Source organism: Enterocloster sp. OA13, from assembly GCF_022440595.1.
Lineage (GTDB): Bacteria > Bacillota > Clostridia > Lachnospirales > Lachnospiraceae > Enterocloster > Enterocloster hominis.
This window is the reverse complement of the sequence record NZ_JAKNTF010000001.1, coordinates 6,252,057-6,271,260: the sequence shown is the minus strand read 5'-3', so window position 1 is coordinate 6,271,260 and position 19,204 is coordinate 6,252,057. Positions and strand designations below refer to the sequence as shown.

Below are 19,204 nucleotides of genomic sequence, written 5' to 3'. Positions count from 1 at the left end.
AATTATAAAACCAGCCGGACAGATTGTCAACGGAATGTGCAGGGGGTGTTAAGCAGGCGGCCTTGCCGATTGTTACTGAAGCTCGTAGCTCTTTTCCATGTGTACCTTTCCTGACTTCTGGCGCAGGGTTGCGTATACGAAGAAAAGGATGATCAGTACAATGGTAACCACTGCCAACGTGGTGGTTATATTGCGCAGGGACAGCACGATGGCAAAAAGGGTTGCGCACAGGCACAGGGCCATCACCACGTAAAATACCGGCTTGGACATGCGGAAATACCGGTTCTCCCAGGCATCAGGCAGTACCTTTGGCAGACGGATCACTGCAATGATTGCCACCACGTCGGCAATACGTCCCACCAGTACCACATTGCTGGTAATGGTGCTGATGCTGAGGTTCAGGAGGATTGGAAGCACGGCAATGATATACATCAGGACGAGAATCCGGTAGGGCGCCTCCGCCTTATTGGTCTGTCCTAATTTCCCCGGGAACCAGCCATCCCGTGTCATCTGGTGGAAGGGCCTTGAGAACACGCTGTAAGAAGAGTTCAGCGTGGTTGCCAGGGCCATGATGGGTCCGCCAATAACAAACGCATAATACAGCGGCCTGGACATAAGCGTCTTTGCAACTTCCGTCAGGGGCTTTCCTGCCACCTGGTCAATGGGCAGCACGCCGCTGGCCACGATTGCAATCATGGTGTACAGGAAAAGAATGATTCCGGTGGCTGCGATGATGGCAAATGGCACATCGCGCTTGGGGTTCCTGGCCTCCTTGCTGAAAGCCACCACAAAGGACTGGCCTGTACAGGAGAATACCAGCAGCAGGACCGCATTAAAGAATCCGTCCGCCCCATTGGTGAAAAATTCCGGCGAAGACAGGTCAAAGGTACCCGGCCGCATGTGGAACAGTCCTATGACAATGAACAGCCCCAGTCCCAGGAAAAGGAAAAGGGACATGATGTTCTGGAACTTGGCCATGAAGGATACCCCCATCATATTGATGATCCAGAACAGTGTGACCATGACAACTGCCACCACCTTCACATTTAAGAATGGGAAAATTGCATTCATATACGTTCCCATGGACAGACCGAACATGCCGCATGCAAACATATTAAGCGTAAATGCCATACCGTACATACCGCCCCAGCGGTCGCCCAGGATGGTGGATACGAAGGTGTAATTGCCACCCTTTACGCGGATCATGCTGGAGAGCATGATATACGGAAAAATAATACAGAAGCCCAGCAATATGGCTGTGGCATATGCCAGCCACACGCTTCTTCCGGTCACTCCTATGGCCTGGCCTACCAGTGTCACCACGCCTGCCCCTATGACCTGTCCGGCCGCCAGGCTGGTCAGTTCTTTAATACCTAGTCCCTGACTTTTATTCTCACCCATAATAATCTTTTCTCCTTATATAATGAACTCTGTTCCTGGATTCTGTTAACATCATCCTGCTTATCTGACGGTTTCAATGCGCGCATGCTTTAACGCGTAATCCGACAGTTCCTGTCCGATTCCCGGAAGGTCCGGAATCTCAAAGTATCCGTTCACCGGCTGGTAATTATGTACGCATTCATTGATGGTCACCGCGGTGGTATTGGCGATGTGGTGCTCATGGATCACAAAGTTGGGGATGGCTGCTTCCAGCTGCAGGCTGACCGCCACACTGATCGGGCTGGAACACACATGTGTCTGTACCCCTACATCATACACATGGGCCATGTCGCAGATTTTCTTGCATTCCGTGATTCCGCCGCAGTTGCCGATATCCGGCTGGATGACGCTTAAGCTTCCGTTCTCCAGGAACGGCAGGAATCCCCACCTGGTATAGGTACGCTCGCCAGTGGCCAGCGGGATATCCGTATTATCTGCAATCCGGCGCATTACCTGAGGATTTAACGGGGTGCACCCCTCTTCCAGGAACATGATATCATAGCGGGAGGCCATCCTGGCAAACTGAACCGCTGTGTTGGCGTCTGTCATGGCGTGGTTCTCAATGATGATGTCCACATCCGGGCCAACCGTCTCACGCACGGCGGCTATCCTCTCTTCTGCGGTATGCATGGCCTGGCGTGACAGATGGCCGGTGGTATCCAGGTAGGACAGCATCTTACCGTCCCTGTCAAACCGGAGGAAATTAATCTTCACGGCATCATATCCCTGGTCCATGGCCTTCTGGCAGGCCTCCCGGTAAAAATCCACATCCCCCCGTGAAGCTCCCGGATTAAATTCATCCGTCCCCCAGCCGAACTGCAGCTGGCTTGCGTAAGCGCGCAGCCTGTCTCTCTGCTTACCGCCTAAAAGCTGGTACACCGGGACGCCCAGCGCCTTGCCTTTGATATCCCACAGCGCTATGTCAATGGCGCTGATGGCTGAAAAGAAAACCGCACCATTCCCCTGGGCCCAGAAGGACTGTTTATAAAGCTTCTCCCATATGACTTCATGGGCCATGGCATCCATGCCTATGATCATGGGCCCCATATCCTTCAAAAGTTCATACGCTGCCGTGGAACCGCATCCAATAGCAATGGCCGCTTCCCCATATCCATAGATACCCTCATCCGTGTTAATACGCACAATGACTGGGCGGGAACCGCATCCCTTTTCCTTTTCTAGTGCAATCACATCCAAACTGGCAATCTTCATACCTTTACCTCACTTTTCTTCTTACTTGACAACCAATCATCTACTTATCAATTGTCTTACAATTAAATAGTAGCAAAAAGGGCATCTGTTGTCAATGATAAAAACATTTTTGTACAAGTATCCCAACTTTCTGCAGATTTATTGTGCATAATCACAAATTGCTTTTTGGAATGGGGTTCGACTCTGCACGCCGGGATTTTGCCTTGTCAAACGGGATTTTGCCTTGTCAAACGGAATTTTGCCTTGTTAGACGGAATTTTACCTTGTCAGACGGAGTTTTGCCTTGTCAGACGGAGTTTTGCCTTGTCAGACGGAATTTTGTCTTGCTAGATGTAATTTTGCCTTGCTAGATGTAATTTTGCCTTGCTAGATGTATTTTTGCCTTGCTAGACAAAAATCCCATCTATATACCACCGCATGCCCTGCCAGCCTCTGCCGCCCTGTTTTGCTGGAATACAGGCTGATTATATGGTATATTTGAGGCAAGTAAGAAAACAATGAGGTGAGATTCATGAAAAAACTGGAGAATCTGAAAAAGCAGAGTATACCAGACCAGGTATTTGATTTGATAAAAGGCTATATTGATTCAGGCAGGTTCCAGGCAGGCGATAAGATTCCTTCTGAAAATGAGCTGTGCAAACAGCTGGGTGTCAGCCGCCCCTCCATCAAGACCGCCCTGAGCAGATTGCAGGACATGGGGCTTCTGGAGGCCCGGGTAGGTGACGGCACCTATGTAAAGGAATGCACTGCATATGACTTCCTGGAACACGCCTCCAAGGCAATGCTCCATGCAAAGGATATCCAGGAAATCAGCGAACTGCGCCGGGCCATCGAGATGGAAAGCGTCCGCCTGGCAGTAGTCAAGGCAGATGACAATGACCTTACACACCTGGAGGAAACTGCCCTGACCCTGCTTAAGGCCATAAAAGAAAAACCCGGCCATACCATGGAGGAGGATTACCAGTTCCATCTCCAGCTGTGCCGCTGCGCCCATAACCGGTATCTGTTGATGATGTATGAACTTATCGGCGGCCTGGTCCGGAACCATATCGACCTGTTCGTGGAACAGTATGTCCGGGACCAGAACGGAAGCAGTCCTTTCCCGGACGCCCACTGGGAGCTTTATATGGCAGTCAGGCAGAAGGAGACTGAAAAAGCCTGCGCCATCTTAATGGACATGCTGAAAGTCTGACGGCCGGATGACAATTACCAGGTGCCATCCTCAACCGCAAACCTTTCATTGGCAGATTATCATCCGGCAATCATCATCGGCAATCCATCCTCATATCAATCCAGCGCAAACATAGCCATGGCATGCAGCACATCCTCTTCCATCGCAAGGATTGCCGCGTTGGCCAGTTCATGGAAATACTTCACATCCTGTTCCTCCAGCAGCTTCTTAACCGCCTTGACACCTGCGTTGGACATGTAGGAAAAATAATTTATCTTGCGGATACCGCAGCGGATGGCCATCTGGGTGTCCTCCACGCTGACGCCTGAACCGCCGTGCATGACCAGGGGCACCCCTGTCAGTTCCCGGATCCGTTTAATCCGCTCAAAGTCCAGCCTGGGCTTTGTGGCATAAAAGCCGTGGACCGTGCCGACTGAAGCAGCCAGGGCGTCAATTCCGGTGTCTTTTACAAACCTTGCAGCCAGTTCCGGCTCCGTATACGCCTCGCTCACATCCCTGATATCATAAACCCGTCCCTCATGGCCCGTCACAATACCGATTTCAGCTTCCACATCCGCATTGTATTCCTTTGCAAGGTCAGTGACAGCCCTGGTCAAACGTACATTTTCCTCATAGGGAAGGGAGGAACCGTCAATCATCACCGCGCTGAATCCAAGGGACAGGGCCTTTTTCACATAGGCAACGTCCTCCCCGTGGTCCAGCATCACGCATACGGGAATCAGGGCATCCTCTGCCATCCGAACCATGATGGGACCGATGACGTCAATGGGTATTTCACATTCATGGAGCTGGGCATGCTGGACAATCACCGGCTCATTGCGTTTCTCAGCCGCTCTGAGGACCGCCATAAGGATTTCCAGGCTGGGCGTATCAAAAGCTCCGATGCAGCACTGCCGGTCCTCCGCGCTTTTTAAGACCTGATTCATACTAACCAGCATCTGTCATTCCCCTCACTTTTCTTCGTACAGCTCGATGATTGCGTCATCCCATATCACAAATGCAAGACGTACCCCAGGTCCGCAGTCAGCAGGCCCGAAGATGATCTGCTGGGCCTGGGCCGCATAGTGGTCCAGGTCATCTACCTTATATGCCACATGGGGCTGTTTGGAAAGTATCTCAGGGAACGGGGTCCCCTCCTCAAATTTCAGGTACTCAATCTTAAAATCATAATCATCCACCCTGCTGACCCAGAACTTCATAGCTTCATTATAGGTCATTCCCTCTTTTTTGTTGAGGACCGGGATACCGATGTGCATATATTCAGCTGCCATATCATACCCTCCTGTTATTATAAGTTGAGAAAACCAGCGGCTTTCATCCTTTTATTTCTTCATGTACGGCGTATTGCAGGGCGCATTCCAATAATGAAGCAGTTCGTCATCCATCCTTGCCATGAACATCTGGAATCCTGCCTGTTCCTGCACTGTCAGCAGCTCGCCCACGTAATTGGCTACAATCTCAATGTTCTTCTCCTTCAGATACTCCACGCACCTGCGGTAAATGATGAACAGCTCCATCAGCGTGGTGGCGCCTGTGCCATTGAGGATGAGCATGATTTTCTCGCCTTCCTTTATATCCAGGTCTGCAAGAAGTCCGTCCAGCATGATCTTGGCTGTCTCATCCGCTGACTTCATGGGCTGGCGTCCGCCGCCTCCCTCCCCGTGCTGTCCCATTCCAATCTCCATCTCATCCTCGCCCAGGTCAGCCAGAAGGCTTCCTGTTGCAGGATGGGTTGCGCCGGAAACAGCCACGGCCAGGGTTGCCATGTTATCCGCAAACCGCTGCGCAATGGCGGCCACTTCTTCCAGGCTTTTGCCTTCTGCAGCAGCTGCTCCCGCTATCTTATAGGTAGGGATACAACCAACCAGGCCCCGCCTGTCATCCGCATTGGACCTTGGGGCATTGGCGATATCCTCCTGGGTCACTACCTTAACAACATTTAAGCCTTCCTTGGCACACTTCTTCATGGTCAGGTTGCCTGTAAGCATATCGCCTGCATGGTTCAGCACAATATAAAGCACGCCCTTACCCTTGTCCGCCATCTTGATGGCATCCAGACACGCCTGCGGTCCGGGAGCCGCAAACACATCTCCTACAACCGATATGTCCACCATGCCCTCTCCCACAAATCCGCTGATGGCAGGCTCATGGCCTGATCCGCCCTGGGTTACAATCGTAACGCGGTCAGCGTCTGCCAGCTTATTGTTGATGACCATCCGGTTCTCCCCCAGCGTAACCAGGTCCTTATGGGCCAGCGTGAAGCCCTCCAGAAGTTCGGGTGTCAGGTTCTCAGGGTTATTAATAAATTTCTTCATTTTCATATTGTTTTACCTCTCCCATTTATCATTTTTACAGGTCTTTGACCAAGGCCTGTTTAATCATTCCTGTTAGACATGCGCCTGCGCCGCCAGGCACAGACACTGGATACATCCTACTTCAGTCCGTCGCATAAACCTGCAAAGAACAGGGATGTGCTCACTGCCCCCGCATCTGGTGTTCCTATGGTCTGCTCCTTATAGCTTCTGGCCCTTCCGTACTTGGATACGTACTGTTCGCTTTCCTTTGCTCCCCTGACAGCCGCTTCCTTTGCCGCTTCCAGGATTGCCATGATATCGTCCTGCGCCTTCTGGGCCGCATCCACTGCGGGAATCAGGGCATCCATCATGGTTTTATCCCCTATGCCCGCTGTCGTGATATCCTCCATGGCTGACAGGCATTCGGTAAACATTTCCTTCAGTATCTTTGCATCAATCGGTTTGTTTCCCTCCAACGGTCCTGACAGGCCCCCTATCATGGTTCCGTATAACGGTCCTGCGCTGCCGCCTCCAATCTCCATGGTGTTGTCCCCCAAATCCTCGATGAACGTTTCCATGTCGTCGTCTTCCCAGCCCTCTATGCTCTTCTCCATCAGGCTGGCTATCTTACCGATTGTGATGCCATGGTCCCCGTCCCCGAATCTGGAATCAATCTGGCTGAGATAGTCCTTGTTCTCATTCCACAGCTGGGCTATCTTCTTGAACATTTGTATGATTTCCGGTTTCGTAAGTAACATATGTAACCTCCTTTCACGCATTTTCCCTAATTATTCCATAGTTTTAGATTATCATCCGCTGACATACTTGTCAATTTAATCTGGTTTAAAATTCATATTTTTTATAAAATGCACAAAAAATGCGCAGTCCCTATGACAAACTGCACATTTTTAGTTACATATGTAACTTCATCTATGGTCTGTTATTTCCCGTCAGGGCATCTCCCCGTGATTTACTGTTCCAGCATTTCCCTGATAACATGCTCCGGCGCAAGGATATGGTTAATGTATCCCGACTTCAGCGCTCCCCTGAGCGCCTTTGGGCTGGTATTGGCAGAACAGATTCCAACCGCATACCTGGTTTTTGCCAGAAGCTCCAGGGGAATCTGGATTGCATAGTCCGTGTCCGAACGGATGACCTGGCCTTCCACGTCAATATAATAGTTAAGGATCCTCCCCACTGCCTTCTGCCTGGACAGCCTGTCCCCATATCTGGCCTCCGATGCAAAATCAGGGGTGGAGGGAAAGTTGCCGATGTTCACAAGCGCCACATCCAGCTTTTCCCAGGACCGGCAGACCTCCCGGTAATTGTCCAGGGATTTCATGAGACGCAGCTCCTGCTCCGACAATACGGATGCCGGGGAATAGATAAAATCGGGCCGGGCGCCGCTGTGCTCCGCAATGGCCCGCACCAGTTCATTGGAATGGTAATTCTTAAGACCCACACCGCCATTGCCAATCAGGGGACATACAGATGTGCATACCGGAACCAGCCGCTCCTTCTGCTCCATGCATTTGACCACATCACCGATGATATGGCCCCAGCCAATCCCCAGGTTATCCTCTCCCAGGCCTTCCAGGAAACTGATGGCCGCCTCTGCCACCGCCGCATTGGTTGCATGGTCGCCGGAACCGTCCGGTATCACCATGCCTCCGTAAATCCCAAACTTCCTTCCCACCTGTTCCATTAGGGATATCTGCCTGGTTTCCCGTATCTGCGGGGCCTGGATACGGATGGTCACAATCCCCGTATCCCTGGCCTCCTTTAAAAGCTTGCTGACCATGGGCCTGGAGATACCGTAATGCGCGGCAATCTCGCCCTGTGTCCGGTCCTGTTCATAATACATCCTGGCCACCTCCACCAGGCGGCCCACCTTCTTATCACTATCAGCAATGCCCATGCAAATCAGCTCCTGTCTTCTTCCGTCATCTTCCCATGGCTCCGCCCAAGCCGCTCAAACATCCACAGCCCCAGGCAGCCCACGCCATAGCACGCAATGTCCTTTAAGTCAAATACCGACCCCAGTATGATCCTGGCTGCCCTGAACTCCTGAAGTCCCAGTATCTCCACCAGATGGAAATACTGCAGCACTTCCACGCAGGCTGCAAACAGGAACACATATAATACCAGATGCCGGATACCGGACGGAAAGAAAATCCGGACAAAAACATATACCAGCACCACCACCAGCACATCCCCGATATAAGGGCGGACAAACCGGTCATGTACCCACAGCGCAATGGCTGCCTCAATGAGGAAGAGGATTATGAATGCTGTCAGATATCCTATCCTCTGCCTGTTTTTACTTATCTTCACGGTCACTGTCCTCCCTATTTCATTTATACCATATAGTACCATGTAATTCCAATAGTGCCATTCAATCCCAGTAGTACCATGTAATCCCTATAGCACCATACAATCCCAGTAGTACCATGCAATCCCTATAGCACCATACAATCCCAGTAGTATTGTGCAATTCCAATATTACCATATAATCCCAGCAGTACCATACAATCCCATATAATCCTTCACAGCCTCATACAATCCCATTCAGTTCCTGGTACAGATCCTTGGCATAACTGTCCGTCATGCCGCAGATATAATCCGTCACCAGCAGCAGGCGCAGGTACAGCTTTTCCGCCTCATCCTTATCCTTTGAACAGATGGAATAAATCTTCTTATAATTATCGGAAATAAGGGAAACCATCTTATCCTGCACCTGTGTCATGGGCAGATCCGTATCCCAGGGTATGACCGCGTCCACAAACCGCTCCAGCAGGAAGCTGAAAATGGTCTGGGCGGCTATCTCCAGTTTTAGTATGGGCCTGGTGTCGAAGGCATAACGGAAGGCGATATCCCCCAGGGCGTCCATCAGAAGCTCCACGCCGGTTCCGGCAAACATATCCTTCCCATAACTCCCATCCATGACAGCGTCATAATTCTCAGTAAAGCAGTCCGTCACCCCGGCAATCATCTGCCCCTGGGCGCTGATTACCCAGTTCTGCACCGCATATAGGTCCGGGCGGCTGTAATCCCTCTGCACGCCCTTGCCAAAGCGCTCCTCCAGCCAGGAAACAATCCGCTGGTACTGCTCCGTCTGCTGCCCCGGCCGGAAACCTTTCAGCTCCTGCAACAGCCTTTCATAGGAAATGCAGCCCTTTTTCACCGCATCCTCTATATCCGCGGTCTTATACGCAATATCATCTGCCGCCTCCAGAAGGAAGGTCAGGGGATGCCTCATGCCAAAGGTCCCTGTGGAGCGCTGCACATCTTCAAAATTGTCTTTATCCGCATAGAAATATCCCATCTTCTTTGTCCTGATATTGCCGCTTTTCTTATCTATCCCAAGGGAGGACACAGGATACTTGATGATGGTCCCAAGCAGCGCCTTGGTCAGGTTCATACCATGCTCATCCACCAGGAAATGCAGCCTGGTCACCACGCGGAAGGCCTGGGTATTGCCCTCAAAATGATAAAAGTCCTGCAGCATCTGGGGCTTAAGTATATCACTTATGGGCTGTCCCTTAAACATAAGCCGCCCCAGGTTCTGTTTAAACCAGTCCTGTATGGAGGTTTCCCCGAAATGTCCGAAGGGCGGGTTCCCGATATCGTGGATCAGCCCGGCACACTGGAGTATGTCACACACAGCCGCCTTATGCTCCGGCAGGAAGGTATCGTCCTTCACATTCACCCGTATGCTCTCGGATATATTCTGCCCTAGGGACTTGGCCAGGGAGGAGACCTCAAGGGAATGGGTAAGCCTGGTCCTGACAAAGTCGCTACGGTCCAACGGAAAGACCTGGGTCTTATCCTGAAGGCGGCGGAAGGAGGCGCTTCCGATAATGCGGTGGTAATCCTTCTCAAACTCAGTGCGCAGGTCGGTGGAGGATGATTTCTTATAGCTTCGGATACGATCATCACAAAGCAGGGTTGTCCAGTTCATGTGGTTGTCTCCTTTTTCTTTTCTATACTCTATTATCAACAATTTTGGGGAAAATGCAAATACAAATAAAAAGAAAGGACCGGAACCCACCGTGTAAACGGCAGGCCCCGGCCCTGTTATTCGCTTCTATGTACATTTTTCCTGACGGAGATATCAGGCACTGGCTCCACCGGTATTAACACAAGGCTGTGCCAGCACCTTGACCCCGATATCATTCCATGCCTTAATCTCCTTTGACGGCATATTCCAGTCCGTAAACACGTAATCTATCTGTTCGGCGTCACACACCTTGTTAAAAGCCACTTCGCTGAACTTGTTAAACTCACACAGTATGATTTTAGAATGTCCTATCTCAAGCATTTTCCGCAGGACTGCTGCCTCCTCCGTATTATATTCCGTCACACCATCCTCAATGGAAATTCCATCTATGCTCAGTATGGTCTTATCTACACGGAAATCCTCAAGGCATTCCCTGCACGTGCTTCCCACCAGACTCTTATTATGTTTTCTCAGATACCCGGAAGTAAGATAAATCTGGTTGCTCTCGTTATCACTTAAAATCAAGGCTATGTCTGGTGAATTGGTTACCACGGTCAACATTTTCCTGCTTTTTAAGAGATACCTTGCCAGGGAAAGGGTCGTGCTTCCATTATTCATGGCAATGGCATCCCCGTCATTGATATACTCTGCCGCTGCTTGGGCAATGGCCTGTTTTTCCTGCTGGTTGCTTTCCATTTTTTTTGAAAACTCCAGTTCCTTCGCCCTGAAACTGCTGTAGGTAGCGCCGCCCCGTATACGTTTTACGGACGAGTCTTTTTCCAGTTCCAGCAAATCCCGGCGTATGGTTTCGATGGACACGTGAAACAGGTCTGCCAGATGCTCTACCTTTGCAAATTTTACCTCGGACAGATACCGGAGCATCTCCCTCTGGCGTTCGCTATACATAGGCCACCGGGGACAGCTTCATCAGAAAATGTCTGTCGTATGTGGTGAGGGGCATCAGGAACAGCTCTCCCCTGCTGTTCCCGCACATCCCATGCGCCCGGATGGATGAATTATAAAATCCCAGCTGCGCCTTCACATTCAGTTCCATATCAATCATCGTAAGGCCGCCGCCCCGCTCCGCAACATACACATAGTTCCTGTCCGCCCAGAGTCCGGTAGGCTGATACAGGTTCTCATCAAAGTATGCCAGCAGTTCTCCGTCTTCTGAGAATACATGGAGCCGGTTTCCATCCCTGTCCCCAACCCATACGCGGCCCAGAACATCCACGCAGAGACAGTGAGGTACCACAAACCGTCCCGGTTCATCCCCGGGACCTCCCCAGGTCTGTATTAACTTCCCATCCCTGGTAAAATGGTGGATGGCTGCATTGCCATAGCCGTCACTGACAAACAGGTCACCGGATGGCGCAAAGGCCACACCTGTAGGTTTATTAAAGGGAGGCGCGGCCCGCCTTATGGTCCCCACTCCCATGAAAAAGGACCACCCCTTGTCAAAAGAGACATCCGTCGGCACGTATTTTCCCATTCTCTGGCGTTTCCTCCAGATATCAGGGTCAAACCCGCTGTCACTTGGAACTCCCGGCGTACCGATATCGCGGATCAGCTCCCCGTCCTTGCTGATTTCCCGGAGCACATGCATGGCCACGTCCACACACAGCAGCGTATCTTCCGGAGTCACGCAGAGGGTATGGGTTTCTTTAAACAGCCCCTTTCCAAAATCCTTTACATAATTTCCTTCCGGGTCCAGCATCATGATGGGATGGTCCACATCCCTTGTGGATAAGAACAGGTTGTCCTCCTTGTCACAGCACCCCCCGGAATACATGGTGAACTCAAAGCAGTCCGGGAATCTGCCATAATCCGGGTGGAGTTCATAGGTATATCCATTGCTTGTATAATAAGATCTGCCGGCCTTGTCGCGGTCCGCAATCCCCTTAATCATCTCTGCCATCTTTGCAGCCCTTCCCCTCTTTAACATTCATATCTTTATTTATCTTTTTCACGTACGCTTTCAGGCACGATTTCTCCGGACATGATTTTTTCCTTGCTCTCCTCCACCATTTCCTTCACGCCATCCTTATATGTAATCTTACCTGTGGAATCGAAATCAAAACCAGCTCCATCTGTACGGTTCATGGAAAATGCTTCTGTGCGTCCGCCTTCGAACTTACCCTCTGCATAATCCTTCATCGCTGCATATACCCATGTATCATACGGTGTGATCTGGCTTCCCACTACCTGTCCGGGAAGCAGAGGGCTTTGGTCAATGTCACATCCAACCACATAATGCCCTTCTCCAAGTTCCTTAGCTGCCTCAAACACCCCAAGGCCAGTCTTTGCCGCTACCTGATATACCACATCATAGCCTGAATTATATAAGGTAAGCGCCAGTTCCTTACCCTTGGCCGGGTCCTCAAAGGTACCTGCATACATGATGGATACTTCAATATCCGGATTGGCTGCTTTGGCCCCATCCTCATATCCTGCCGCATATCTGTTGTTCTGTGCCATATCCTGACCGATGACAGCCCCAATCTTACCTGTTTCCGACATAAGGGCAGCCGTCACGCCTGCCAGGTAGGAACCTTCCTGCTCTTTGTTGGCAGAACCCAGCACATTGGGGATATCGTTGATTTCACCGTTCATGCTGAAGAATTTTGTATCCGGGTACTCCGGGGCCACGGTACAGATGGCATCTACCATCTCAGGCTGGAGACATACCAGCAGCCCATATCCTTCCTGGGCCATGGAACGCAGTGTTTCCTCATACTCGCCTACCTGGACCTCCACTACCTGGGTATCCATGCCATATTCTTCCGCTGCCTTTGTAAAGCCGGAATAGCTTAAGTCAGTTACAGAGCCGTCGCCTAAAGCCTGGGGTGTTATGAATGCGGCCTTCAGCGCTGTCTTGGGGGCCTCTGATGCTTCTGTCTCCTTCTTTTCTGCCGGGGCTTCCGTCTTCACGGCCTCTGTCTGGGGAGCCGCTGTCGTGTCTTTCGCCGCTGTCCCTCCGCCTGAACCACAGGCACTGAGAATTGTCATTGCTGCCACTGCTCCGAGAATTACTGCTGTTGCTTTTTTCATTTCTTTTCCTCCGTTTTCTTGTTTGTTTTTCTTGTTCGTTTCATTTGCTTTATATGTTAAAATTGTTCCTTTACCGGTTTTCTGATAAACACACATGCAAGCACTGCCAGATATGGAATCATCAGCACAAGCTCAGAAGCAATGGTCCCGCTGAGCTGTACCTGGTTTCCAAATGCTTCCGCAAATCCAAACAGCAGCGTGATGAACAGGACCAGCACAGGCCTGCGCCTTGAGAACATCAACGCACCCAGTGCAATATACCCCTTCCCCACTGTCATACCCTCAGAAAACATGGACAGGAATCCGATGGACAGCTGGCTTCCGGCCAATGCGCACAGCACGCTGGCAATCAGGATACAGGAAATCCGTGTTTTATTTATATTAATGCCCACTGCCTCGGCTGCTTCCGGATTGGCGCCGCTGGACAGGATCCGCAATCCATAGGGCGTATGGTAAATAATGACGGCCGCGGCTGCCACGCTGAGAAAGGCTGCGTACACAATCCATGTCTGCTGGGTAAATATGCTTCCAATCACCGGGATATCACAAAGCACAGGGACTGTAATCCTGGATATGGATGGGATGTCCGGCGATATAAAGGAACCGGTCTGGTGGAACACCATCCTGAGCAGGTAAATGGTTAAGCCGTCAATCAGAAAGTTAATGGCAAAGCCCACCACCAGTTCAATGGCTTTCATTTTCATGGTAATCCAGGTAAAGAAGCACCCCAGGACAAGGGTTGCAATAACCGCGCACAGCACCCCTATCACCCAGCTGTGGAAATAGTAGCCTGCAATGACCGCAAAAAAGCAGGCCAGCAGCATCTGGGCTTCCAGTATGATGAAGGTTACCCCGGCGCAATCACAGAACAGGGCTCCCACTGCAGCCAGCAGGATGGGGGCGGAATACCGCATGGTAGCGCTGATTAAAAGCGAAATATTCATGATGCCTCTCCTTCCTTTGCATTATGCCTGATAAAGGGTAACTGTTTCCAATCCAGCATACCTGCGAATGCCTTCGCGGAAACAAAACATATGATGGTACACTGTATGACCACGGCCACGGCCCTTGATACGCTGGTGGTCCGCTCCACGGTCAGGGAACCTGCCTTTAAAAATCCCATAAATACCGCTCCGAACAGAGTTCCAAGTGGCGAGCAGCTGCCCAGCAATGCTGACAGGATTCCATTTGTTGCAAAATCCCCGACAAAGCGGCTTTCAAAGCAAAGCCTGACTCCCATGATTTCAGTGGCGCCTCCCAGCCCTGCAATGGCCCCGCTCATAAGGATGACACCAATCCTCGCTGTATTTACATTTACTCCCCCATACTTGGCAAACCTGGGGTTAATCCCGCATACCTCAAACTCATAGCCGAATTTTGACCGTTTAATCATAATCCAGTAGAAAACCACGACCGCAAGACTGATTAACAGCGCCGTAGTCACATTGGTTCCAGGTATCAGCTTGGTCAGCTGCCCCTGCTCCGCAATCATGTCCGTCTTAATGGTCGCGCCCCGGTTGCCGCTTGCAAGGAACACATTATGTACCAGATAATCCGTGAGATACATCGCAACATAGTTCAGCATCATGCACGGCACCACCTCGCTGCTGCCGTAATAAAGCTTGGCAAGAATCGGAGGCAGCGCCCATATCATCCCCACCAGCATGCTGGCAAGAAGCATGAACGGTACCAGGATATATCCCGGCAAATCCCTGAATGTGATACCCACGATGGCTGCTGCCAGTCCACCCATGTACATCTGGCCTTCCACACCCATGTTGAAGACCCCGCCCTTAAAGGCAATGGATGCCGCCACCCCTGCAAATATCAGGGGTACTGTCCACCGGATGCTGGATGCAAGGGCAAACATGGAACCGCATGCGCCGCGCAAAAGGGCGGCATAGATAACAACAGGATTATTGCCTGTTGCAAAAATCAGGACTGCGCCGACCAGCAGACCAAATGCCACTGCCATAAGAGCAGTCTTAACACTGATTGGCGTCGGCCTATACGTAAAATTCATACAGCTGTACCCTCCCTTACAATTCCAGCCATCAGCAGGCCGATTTCCTCCTCGGTTGCCGTACCCGGATCCACTTCCCCCACAAAACGTCCATTATATATGACCAGTATGCGGTCGCTGATTGCCATGATTTCAGAAAGTTCATTGGAAACCAGCAGGACAGCATTGCCCTGGTTACGGTGTTCCACAAGCGTATCATGGATATACTCCGTTGCGCCGATATCCACACCGCGGCTTGGCTGTGCAGCTATGAGGACAGATGGTTTCAGGTATAATTCCCTGGCTACTATCAGCTTCTGAAGATTGCCTCCGGATAAAGACAGGGCATCATTCATGATATTATCTGTTTTCACTGTAAATTTCTTCACATTGTCCCAGGTAATCTGTTTCGCTTTTTTATAGTTGATGAAACACCTCCCGGCAAAATCCCTGGACCGGTATCCTTCCATGATAAAATTGGATAGAATGGTGGCGCCTACCGCTGCCCCTGTAAGCTGCCGGTCCTCAGGAATGCATCCCATCCCATATTCCCGCCTGATCCTGGTTCCCATGGATGGCGATACCTCCCTGCCCTCAATCCGTATCATCCCTTTATAGTCATTGACCATACCGGTTAATATGTCGATTAATTCAGACTGCCCATTCCCCTGGACCCCTGCAATTCCAAGTATCTCTCCTTTGTGTAAGGTGAATGAAATATTGTCAACCGCCCTGACTCCCCATTTATCCACATATTCAAGCCGCTCTGCTTCCAGGGCAACCTGGGACTGGTCAACCACTTTCTTCTCCTTCTGTTCACTGAGCTGGCGTCCTACCATCATCTCAGCAATGCTGCGCTCATCCGTCTCAGATGTCTTCACATGTCCGGTAACCTTTCCCAGCCTGAGTACCATGATTTCATCTGTAATCTGCATGATTTCATTGAGCTTATGGGTAATCAGTATGATACTCTTTCCTGCGTTCCGCAGTTCCACCAGGGTTTCAAACAGCTTTACAATCTCCTGGGGAGTAAGCACGGCCGTGGGTTCATCCATAATCAGAAGGTCAGCCCCAAGGTAAAGGGCTTTCAGGATTTCCACACGCTGCTGCAGGCTGACCGGTATATCCTTAACCAACGCTTTGGGCGGGACCTCCAGCTTATACTGTTTACCGATATCCAAAACCATCTGTTCCGCCTGCTTCATGTCCAGAAGCCCGTTCTTTTTCTGTATAGGCTTACCAAGTATCATGTTCTGTGTTACCGTAAGGGTTGGGACCAATGCAAAATGCTGGTGTACCATACCTATCCCCATATCAATGGCATCTTTGGGGCTTTTAAACCGTACTGCCTTTCCATCAATCAGTATTTCGCCTCCATCCGGCTCATACATTCCGTAAAGTACACGCATTAGTGTTGTCTTGCCCGCCCCGTTTTCCCCGATTAATCCATATATCTTTCCAGATTCAACCGTAAAATCCACCTCGGAGTTAGCTGTCAGTTTCCCAAATACCTTGGTGATTTTTTTTAATTCAATCTGCCTCCCCATAATCATCCCTCGCTTCTGATATATCTGCCATATCCTGCATCACACAGGATCCTTCCGTCTCCATATACCCTTTTTCCCCTGACAAATGTATCTGTCACGCGGCCCGTTAACTCCATTCCATGATACGGACCTTTGTCGCTCTTTGTTTTGGAGAATGATCTGGTTCCGTCATAAACCCACTTCTCATCCGGGTCAATGAATATAAAATCCGCATCCGCCCCCGGCATCAGGTTTCCTTTCCTCGGGTATAGCCCCAGAAGCCTGGCCGCGTTTTGGGACGTAAGTTCCGCCAGCCTTGTCCATGACAGGCCCCGCTTATTCACTCCCTCTGAAATCATTGCGGCCAGCATCACGTCATTGCAGCCAAATCCGCAGTATTCCTTCCAAAAATCGTGCTGCATTACCTTCTCTTCATCCGTGTATGGCCCGTGGTCAGAACCTAATACATCTATGGTCCCATCCTTTACATAATCCCACATCTTTTCCACGTTCCCGCGGCTGCGGAATGGCGGTGTGCATTTTGCAAAGGATTTTTTATCCCTCAGTATATTCCTGTCAAATATCAGATAATGGGGACATGTCTCAACAAATACCGGCGCCCCTTCCCTTTTCTGGTTCTTTAGGAATTCCGCTCCCTGCATGATGGTGGTATGACAGACTAAAAGCCTGGATCCGGTCATCCTGGCAAACAGCACAGCGCGCTGTATTGCGTCAAACTCAGTCCACCACGGCCTTGCATCGTCAAAACATGCCTCGTCCTGGCAATGGATTTCCGAATAATGCTGACAGCCAAAATCAGCCACTTCCGCATTCTCGGCATGGAGGGCAACCAGCCCATGGAAGGATGCCGATTCCCGCATTCCTTCAACCAGGTAACCATCCGTGATGCGGGGGTATACTTTGGTGGAAAAACACATGAATCCCTTAAAGCCAACACAGCCAAGTTCGTGCATTTCCCTCATATCCTTAATACTGGCGGGAATCAGTCCTCCCCACAGCGCAAAATCCACCACGGAACGGCTCTCTGCTGTCTGCTTTTTCAGCATCAGGCTTTCCCTGTCAATGGTTGACGGCTCTGACGGCAGCGGCATATCGCATATAGTGGTGATTCCGCCTGATGCCGCGCTGCATGAGCCACAGTACCAATCCTCCCGGAAATTAGCAGGTCCCGGGTCACCCATGTGGTTATGTGTGTCAATCATACCCGGCATCACTATCTTCCCAGACGCGTCTATGATTTCACAGTCACCTGAATAGTCACTACCTTTTTCCAACAAGGCAGTTATCCTGCCGTCTTCAACCAATAATGATACATTCTCCACACTGTTCGGGAGTACAACCTTGCCATTACAAATTAACTGTTTGTTCTGAATCATCCCCACACCCTCTCATTTTTTACTGTCTTATGTGGTATAATCTTATCAAAAACAAACAAAAGCTGTCAATCATGGCAATTGACAGCTTTTTTTGGTTAATGTTCAATTTTTACAACTGGAAATTGTGGTTTTACAAGCATTTCCACGGTTTTTCCACATTTACTCCAACTTATTATTTTCCATATATTTCCTGTCCGCAGTCAACACCCGCACATTGATATCACTCCAGGCTTTTACTTCTTTATAAGATATATTCCAGTCTGTAAACACATAATCAATCTGCGCCGCGGAACACACCTTGTTAAACGCAACCTCGCTGAATTTGCTGAACTCGCATAAAATCATCCTGGTACGGCCAATCTGAAGCATTTTCCTTAATATGGCGGCTTCTTCTGTATTGTATTCCGTAATCCCATCCTCAATGGAAATGCCGTCAATGCACAATATGGTCTTATCAACCCTGAAATCCTCCAGGCTCTGGCTGCACATGCTTCCAATCAGACTTTTATTATGCCTGCGGAGACGGCCTGCCGTCAGGTAAACGCTGTTACTTTCATTGCCAATCAGTACCATGGCAATGTCCGGGGAATTAGTGACAACCGTCAGACGTTCCTTTGTCTCCAGCAGACATCTGGCCAATTCCAGGTTAGCAGTCCCATTATTCATGGCAATGGCATCCCCGTCATTGATATACTCAGCCGCCAGTTTGGCAATGGCATGCTTTTCAACCTGGTTATTCTCCATCTTTTTTTCATATTCCATTTCTTTGGCACGCAGGTTATTGTATACGGCCCCGCCCCTGACTCTTTTAATAGAAGAATCTTTTTCCAATTCCAGCAAATCCCTGCGTATGGTTTCTAAACTGACCTGGAACTGTTCTGCCAGCTGTTCCATCTTAGCAAACTTGGCTTCGGACAAAAAACGGATAATTTCTTTCTGACGTTTATTATACATAGGTCAATCTTCCCCCTGCCATTTGGTTTTTCACCAAATTCCACATTTTTTACAACTTAGTTTTCCACAAAAGTTTTTTAAAAACTAATTTTATTAAGTTTGATTCCCGATTTATTGCACTTTTTAATGATTTTAG

General features: G+C 50.1%; 18 protein-coding genes. 1 reads left to right on the top strand and 17 read right to left on the bottom strand.

Annotated features, from left to right (window positions below):
• Positions 1-72: 72 nt before the first annotated feature.
• On the bottom strand, positions 73-1,401 hold the full coding sequence (locus MCJ35_RS27945; RefSeq protein WP_025484174.1) for an APC family permease: 1,329 nt from the start codon (positions 1,399-1,401) through the stop codon (positions 73-75).
• Between the two features lie 60 nt (positions 1,402-1,461).
• The gene (locus MCJ35_RS27940; RefSeq protein WP_227794481.1) at positions 1,462-2,652 is read right to left on the bottom strand and encodes a mandelate racemase/muconate lactonizing enzyme family protein; all 1,191 of its coding nucleotides are present in this window, start codon (positions 2,650-2,652) and stop codon (positions 1,462-1,464) included.
• A gap of 511 nt (positions 2,653-3,163) precedes the next feature.
• Here MCJ35_RS27940 and MCJ35_RS27935 point away from each other — a divergent pair.
• Positions 3,164-3,844: a FadR/GntR family transcriptional regulator gene (locus MCJ35_RS27935; protein WP_025484176.1), complete on the top strand. Its 681-nt coding sequence runs from the start codon at positions 3,164-3,166 to the stop codon at positions 3,842-3,844.
• A gap of 95 nt (positions 3,845-3,939) precedes the next feature.
• Here MCJ35_RS27935 and MCJ35_RS27930 read toward each other — a convergent pair whose 3' ends face one another.
• From MCJ35_RS27930 to MCJ35_RS27860, 15 genes are all read right to left on the bottom strand, one after another.
• Positions 3,940-4,782, bottom strand: coding sequence for a class II fructose-bisphosphate aldolase (locus MCJ35_RS27930; protein WP_025484178.1), 843 nt, complete (start codon positions 4,780-4,782; stop codon positions 3,940-3,942).
• Between the two features lie 12 nt (positions 4,783-4,794).
• The gene (locus MCJ35_RS27925) at positions 4,795-5,115 is read right to left on the bottom strand and encodes a hypothetical protein (RefSeq protein WP_008724290.1); all 321 of its coding nucleotides are present in this window, start codon (positions 5,113-5,115) and stop codon (positions 4,795-4,797) included.
• A 51-nt stretch (positions 5,116-5,166) separates the two neighbouring features.
• Positions 5,167-6,165, bottom strand: a complete 999-nt coding sequence (locus MCJ35_RS27920) for a dihydroxyacetone kinase subunit DhaK (protein WP_008724288.1) — start codon at positions 6,163-6,165, stop codon at positions 5,167-5,169.
• A gap of 110 nt (positions 6,166-6,275) precedes the next feature.
• A complete protein-coding gene (locus MCJ35_RS27915; protein ID WP_025484179.1) occupies positions 6,276-6,896 on the bottom strand; it encodes a DAK2 domain-containing protein in 621 nt (206 codons plus the stop codon).
• 212 nt (positions 6,897-7,108) lie between these two features.
• On the bottom strand, positions 7,109-8,056 hold the full coding sequence (locus MCJ35_RS27910; RefSeq protein ID WP_008724284.1) for a sugar-binding domain-containing protein: 948 nt from the start codon (positions 8,054-8,056) through the stop codon (positions 7,109-7,111).
• A gap of 5 nt (positions 8,057-8,061) precedes the next feature.
• Complete coding sequence (locus MCJ35_RS27905) at positions 8,062-8,514, bottom strand: ribosomal maturation YjgA family protein (protein WP_488473308.1); 453 nt, start codon at positions 8,512-8,514, stop codon at positions 8,062-8,064.
• A 178-nt stretch (positions 8,515-8,692) separates the two neighbouring features.
• Entirely contained in the window at positions 8,693-10,099 is a 1,407-nt protein-coding gene (locus MCJ35_RS27900; protein ID WP_008724280.1) for a deoxyguanosinetriphosphate triphosphohydrolase, read from the bottom strand.
• 153 nt (positions 10,100-10,252) lie between these two features.
• Entirely contained in the window at positions 10,253-11,044 is a 792-nt protein-coding gene (locus tag MCJ35_RS27895; RefSeq protein ID WP_025484182.1) for a DeoR/GlpR family DNA-binding transcription regulator, read from the bottom strand.
• Entirely contained in the window at positions 11,037-12,056 is a 1,020-nt protein-coding gene (locus MCJ35_RS27890) for an NHL repeat-containing protein (RefSeq protein WP_025484183.1), read from the bottom strand. The genes MCJ35_RS27895 and MCJ35_RS27890 overlap by 8 nt, the downstream gene beginning before the upstream one ends.
• A 35-nt stretch (positions 12,057-12,091) precedes the next feature.
• Entirely contained in the window at positions 12,092-13,189 is a 1,098-nt protein-coding gene (locus tag MCJ35_RS27885; RefSeq protein ID WP_025484184.1) for a BMP family ABC transporter substrate-binding protein, read from the bottom strand.
• Between the two features lie 56 nt (positions 13,190-13,245).
• On the bottom strand, positions 13,246-14,133 hold the full coding sequence (locus tag MCJ35_RS27880; RefSeq protein WP_025484186.1) for an ABC transporter permease: 888 nt from the start codon (positions 14,131-14,133) through the stop codon (positions 13,246-13,248).
• Entirely contained in the window at positions 14,130-15,212 is a 1,083-nt protein-coding gene (locus MCJ35_RS27875) for an ABC transporter permease (RefSeq protein ID WP_025484187.1), read from the bottom strand. Before MCJ35_RS27875 ends, MCJ35_RS27880 begins: the two co-directional genes overlap by 4 nt.
• Complete coding sequence (locus tag MCJ35_RS27870; protein WP_025484188.1) at positions 15,209-16,738, bottom strand: ABC transporter ATP-binding protein; 1,530 nt, start codon at positions 16,736-16,738, stop codon at positions 15,209-15,211. Before MCJ35_RS27870 ends, MCJ35_RS27875 begins: the two co-directional genes overlap by 4 nt.
• A gap of 2 nt (positions 16,739-16,740) precedes the next feature.
• Positions 16,741-18,114 (bottom strand): allantoinase AllB, encoded by a 1,374-nt coding sequence (allB, locus tag MCJ35_RS27865; protein WP_025484190.1) that lies wholly within the window; start codon positions 18,112-18,114, stop codon positions 16,741-16,743.
• A 159-nt stretch (positions 18,115-18,273) separates the two neighbouring features.
• The gene (locus tag MCJ35_RS27860) at positions 18,274-19,068 is read right to left on the bottom strand and encodes a DeoR/GlpR family DNA-binding transcription regulator (RefSeq protein WP_025484191.1); all 795 of its coding nucleotides are present in this window, start codon (positions 19,066-19,068) and stop codon (positions 18,274-18,276) included.
• Positions 19,069-19,204 lie beyond the last annotated feature (136 nt).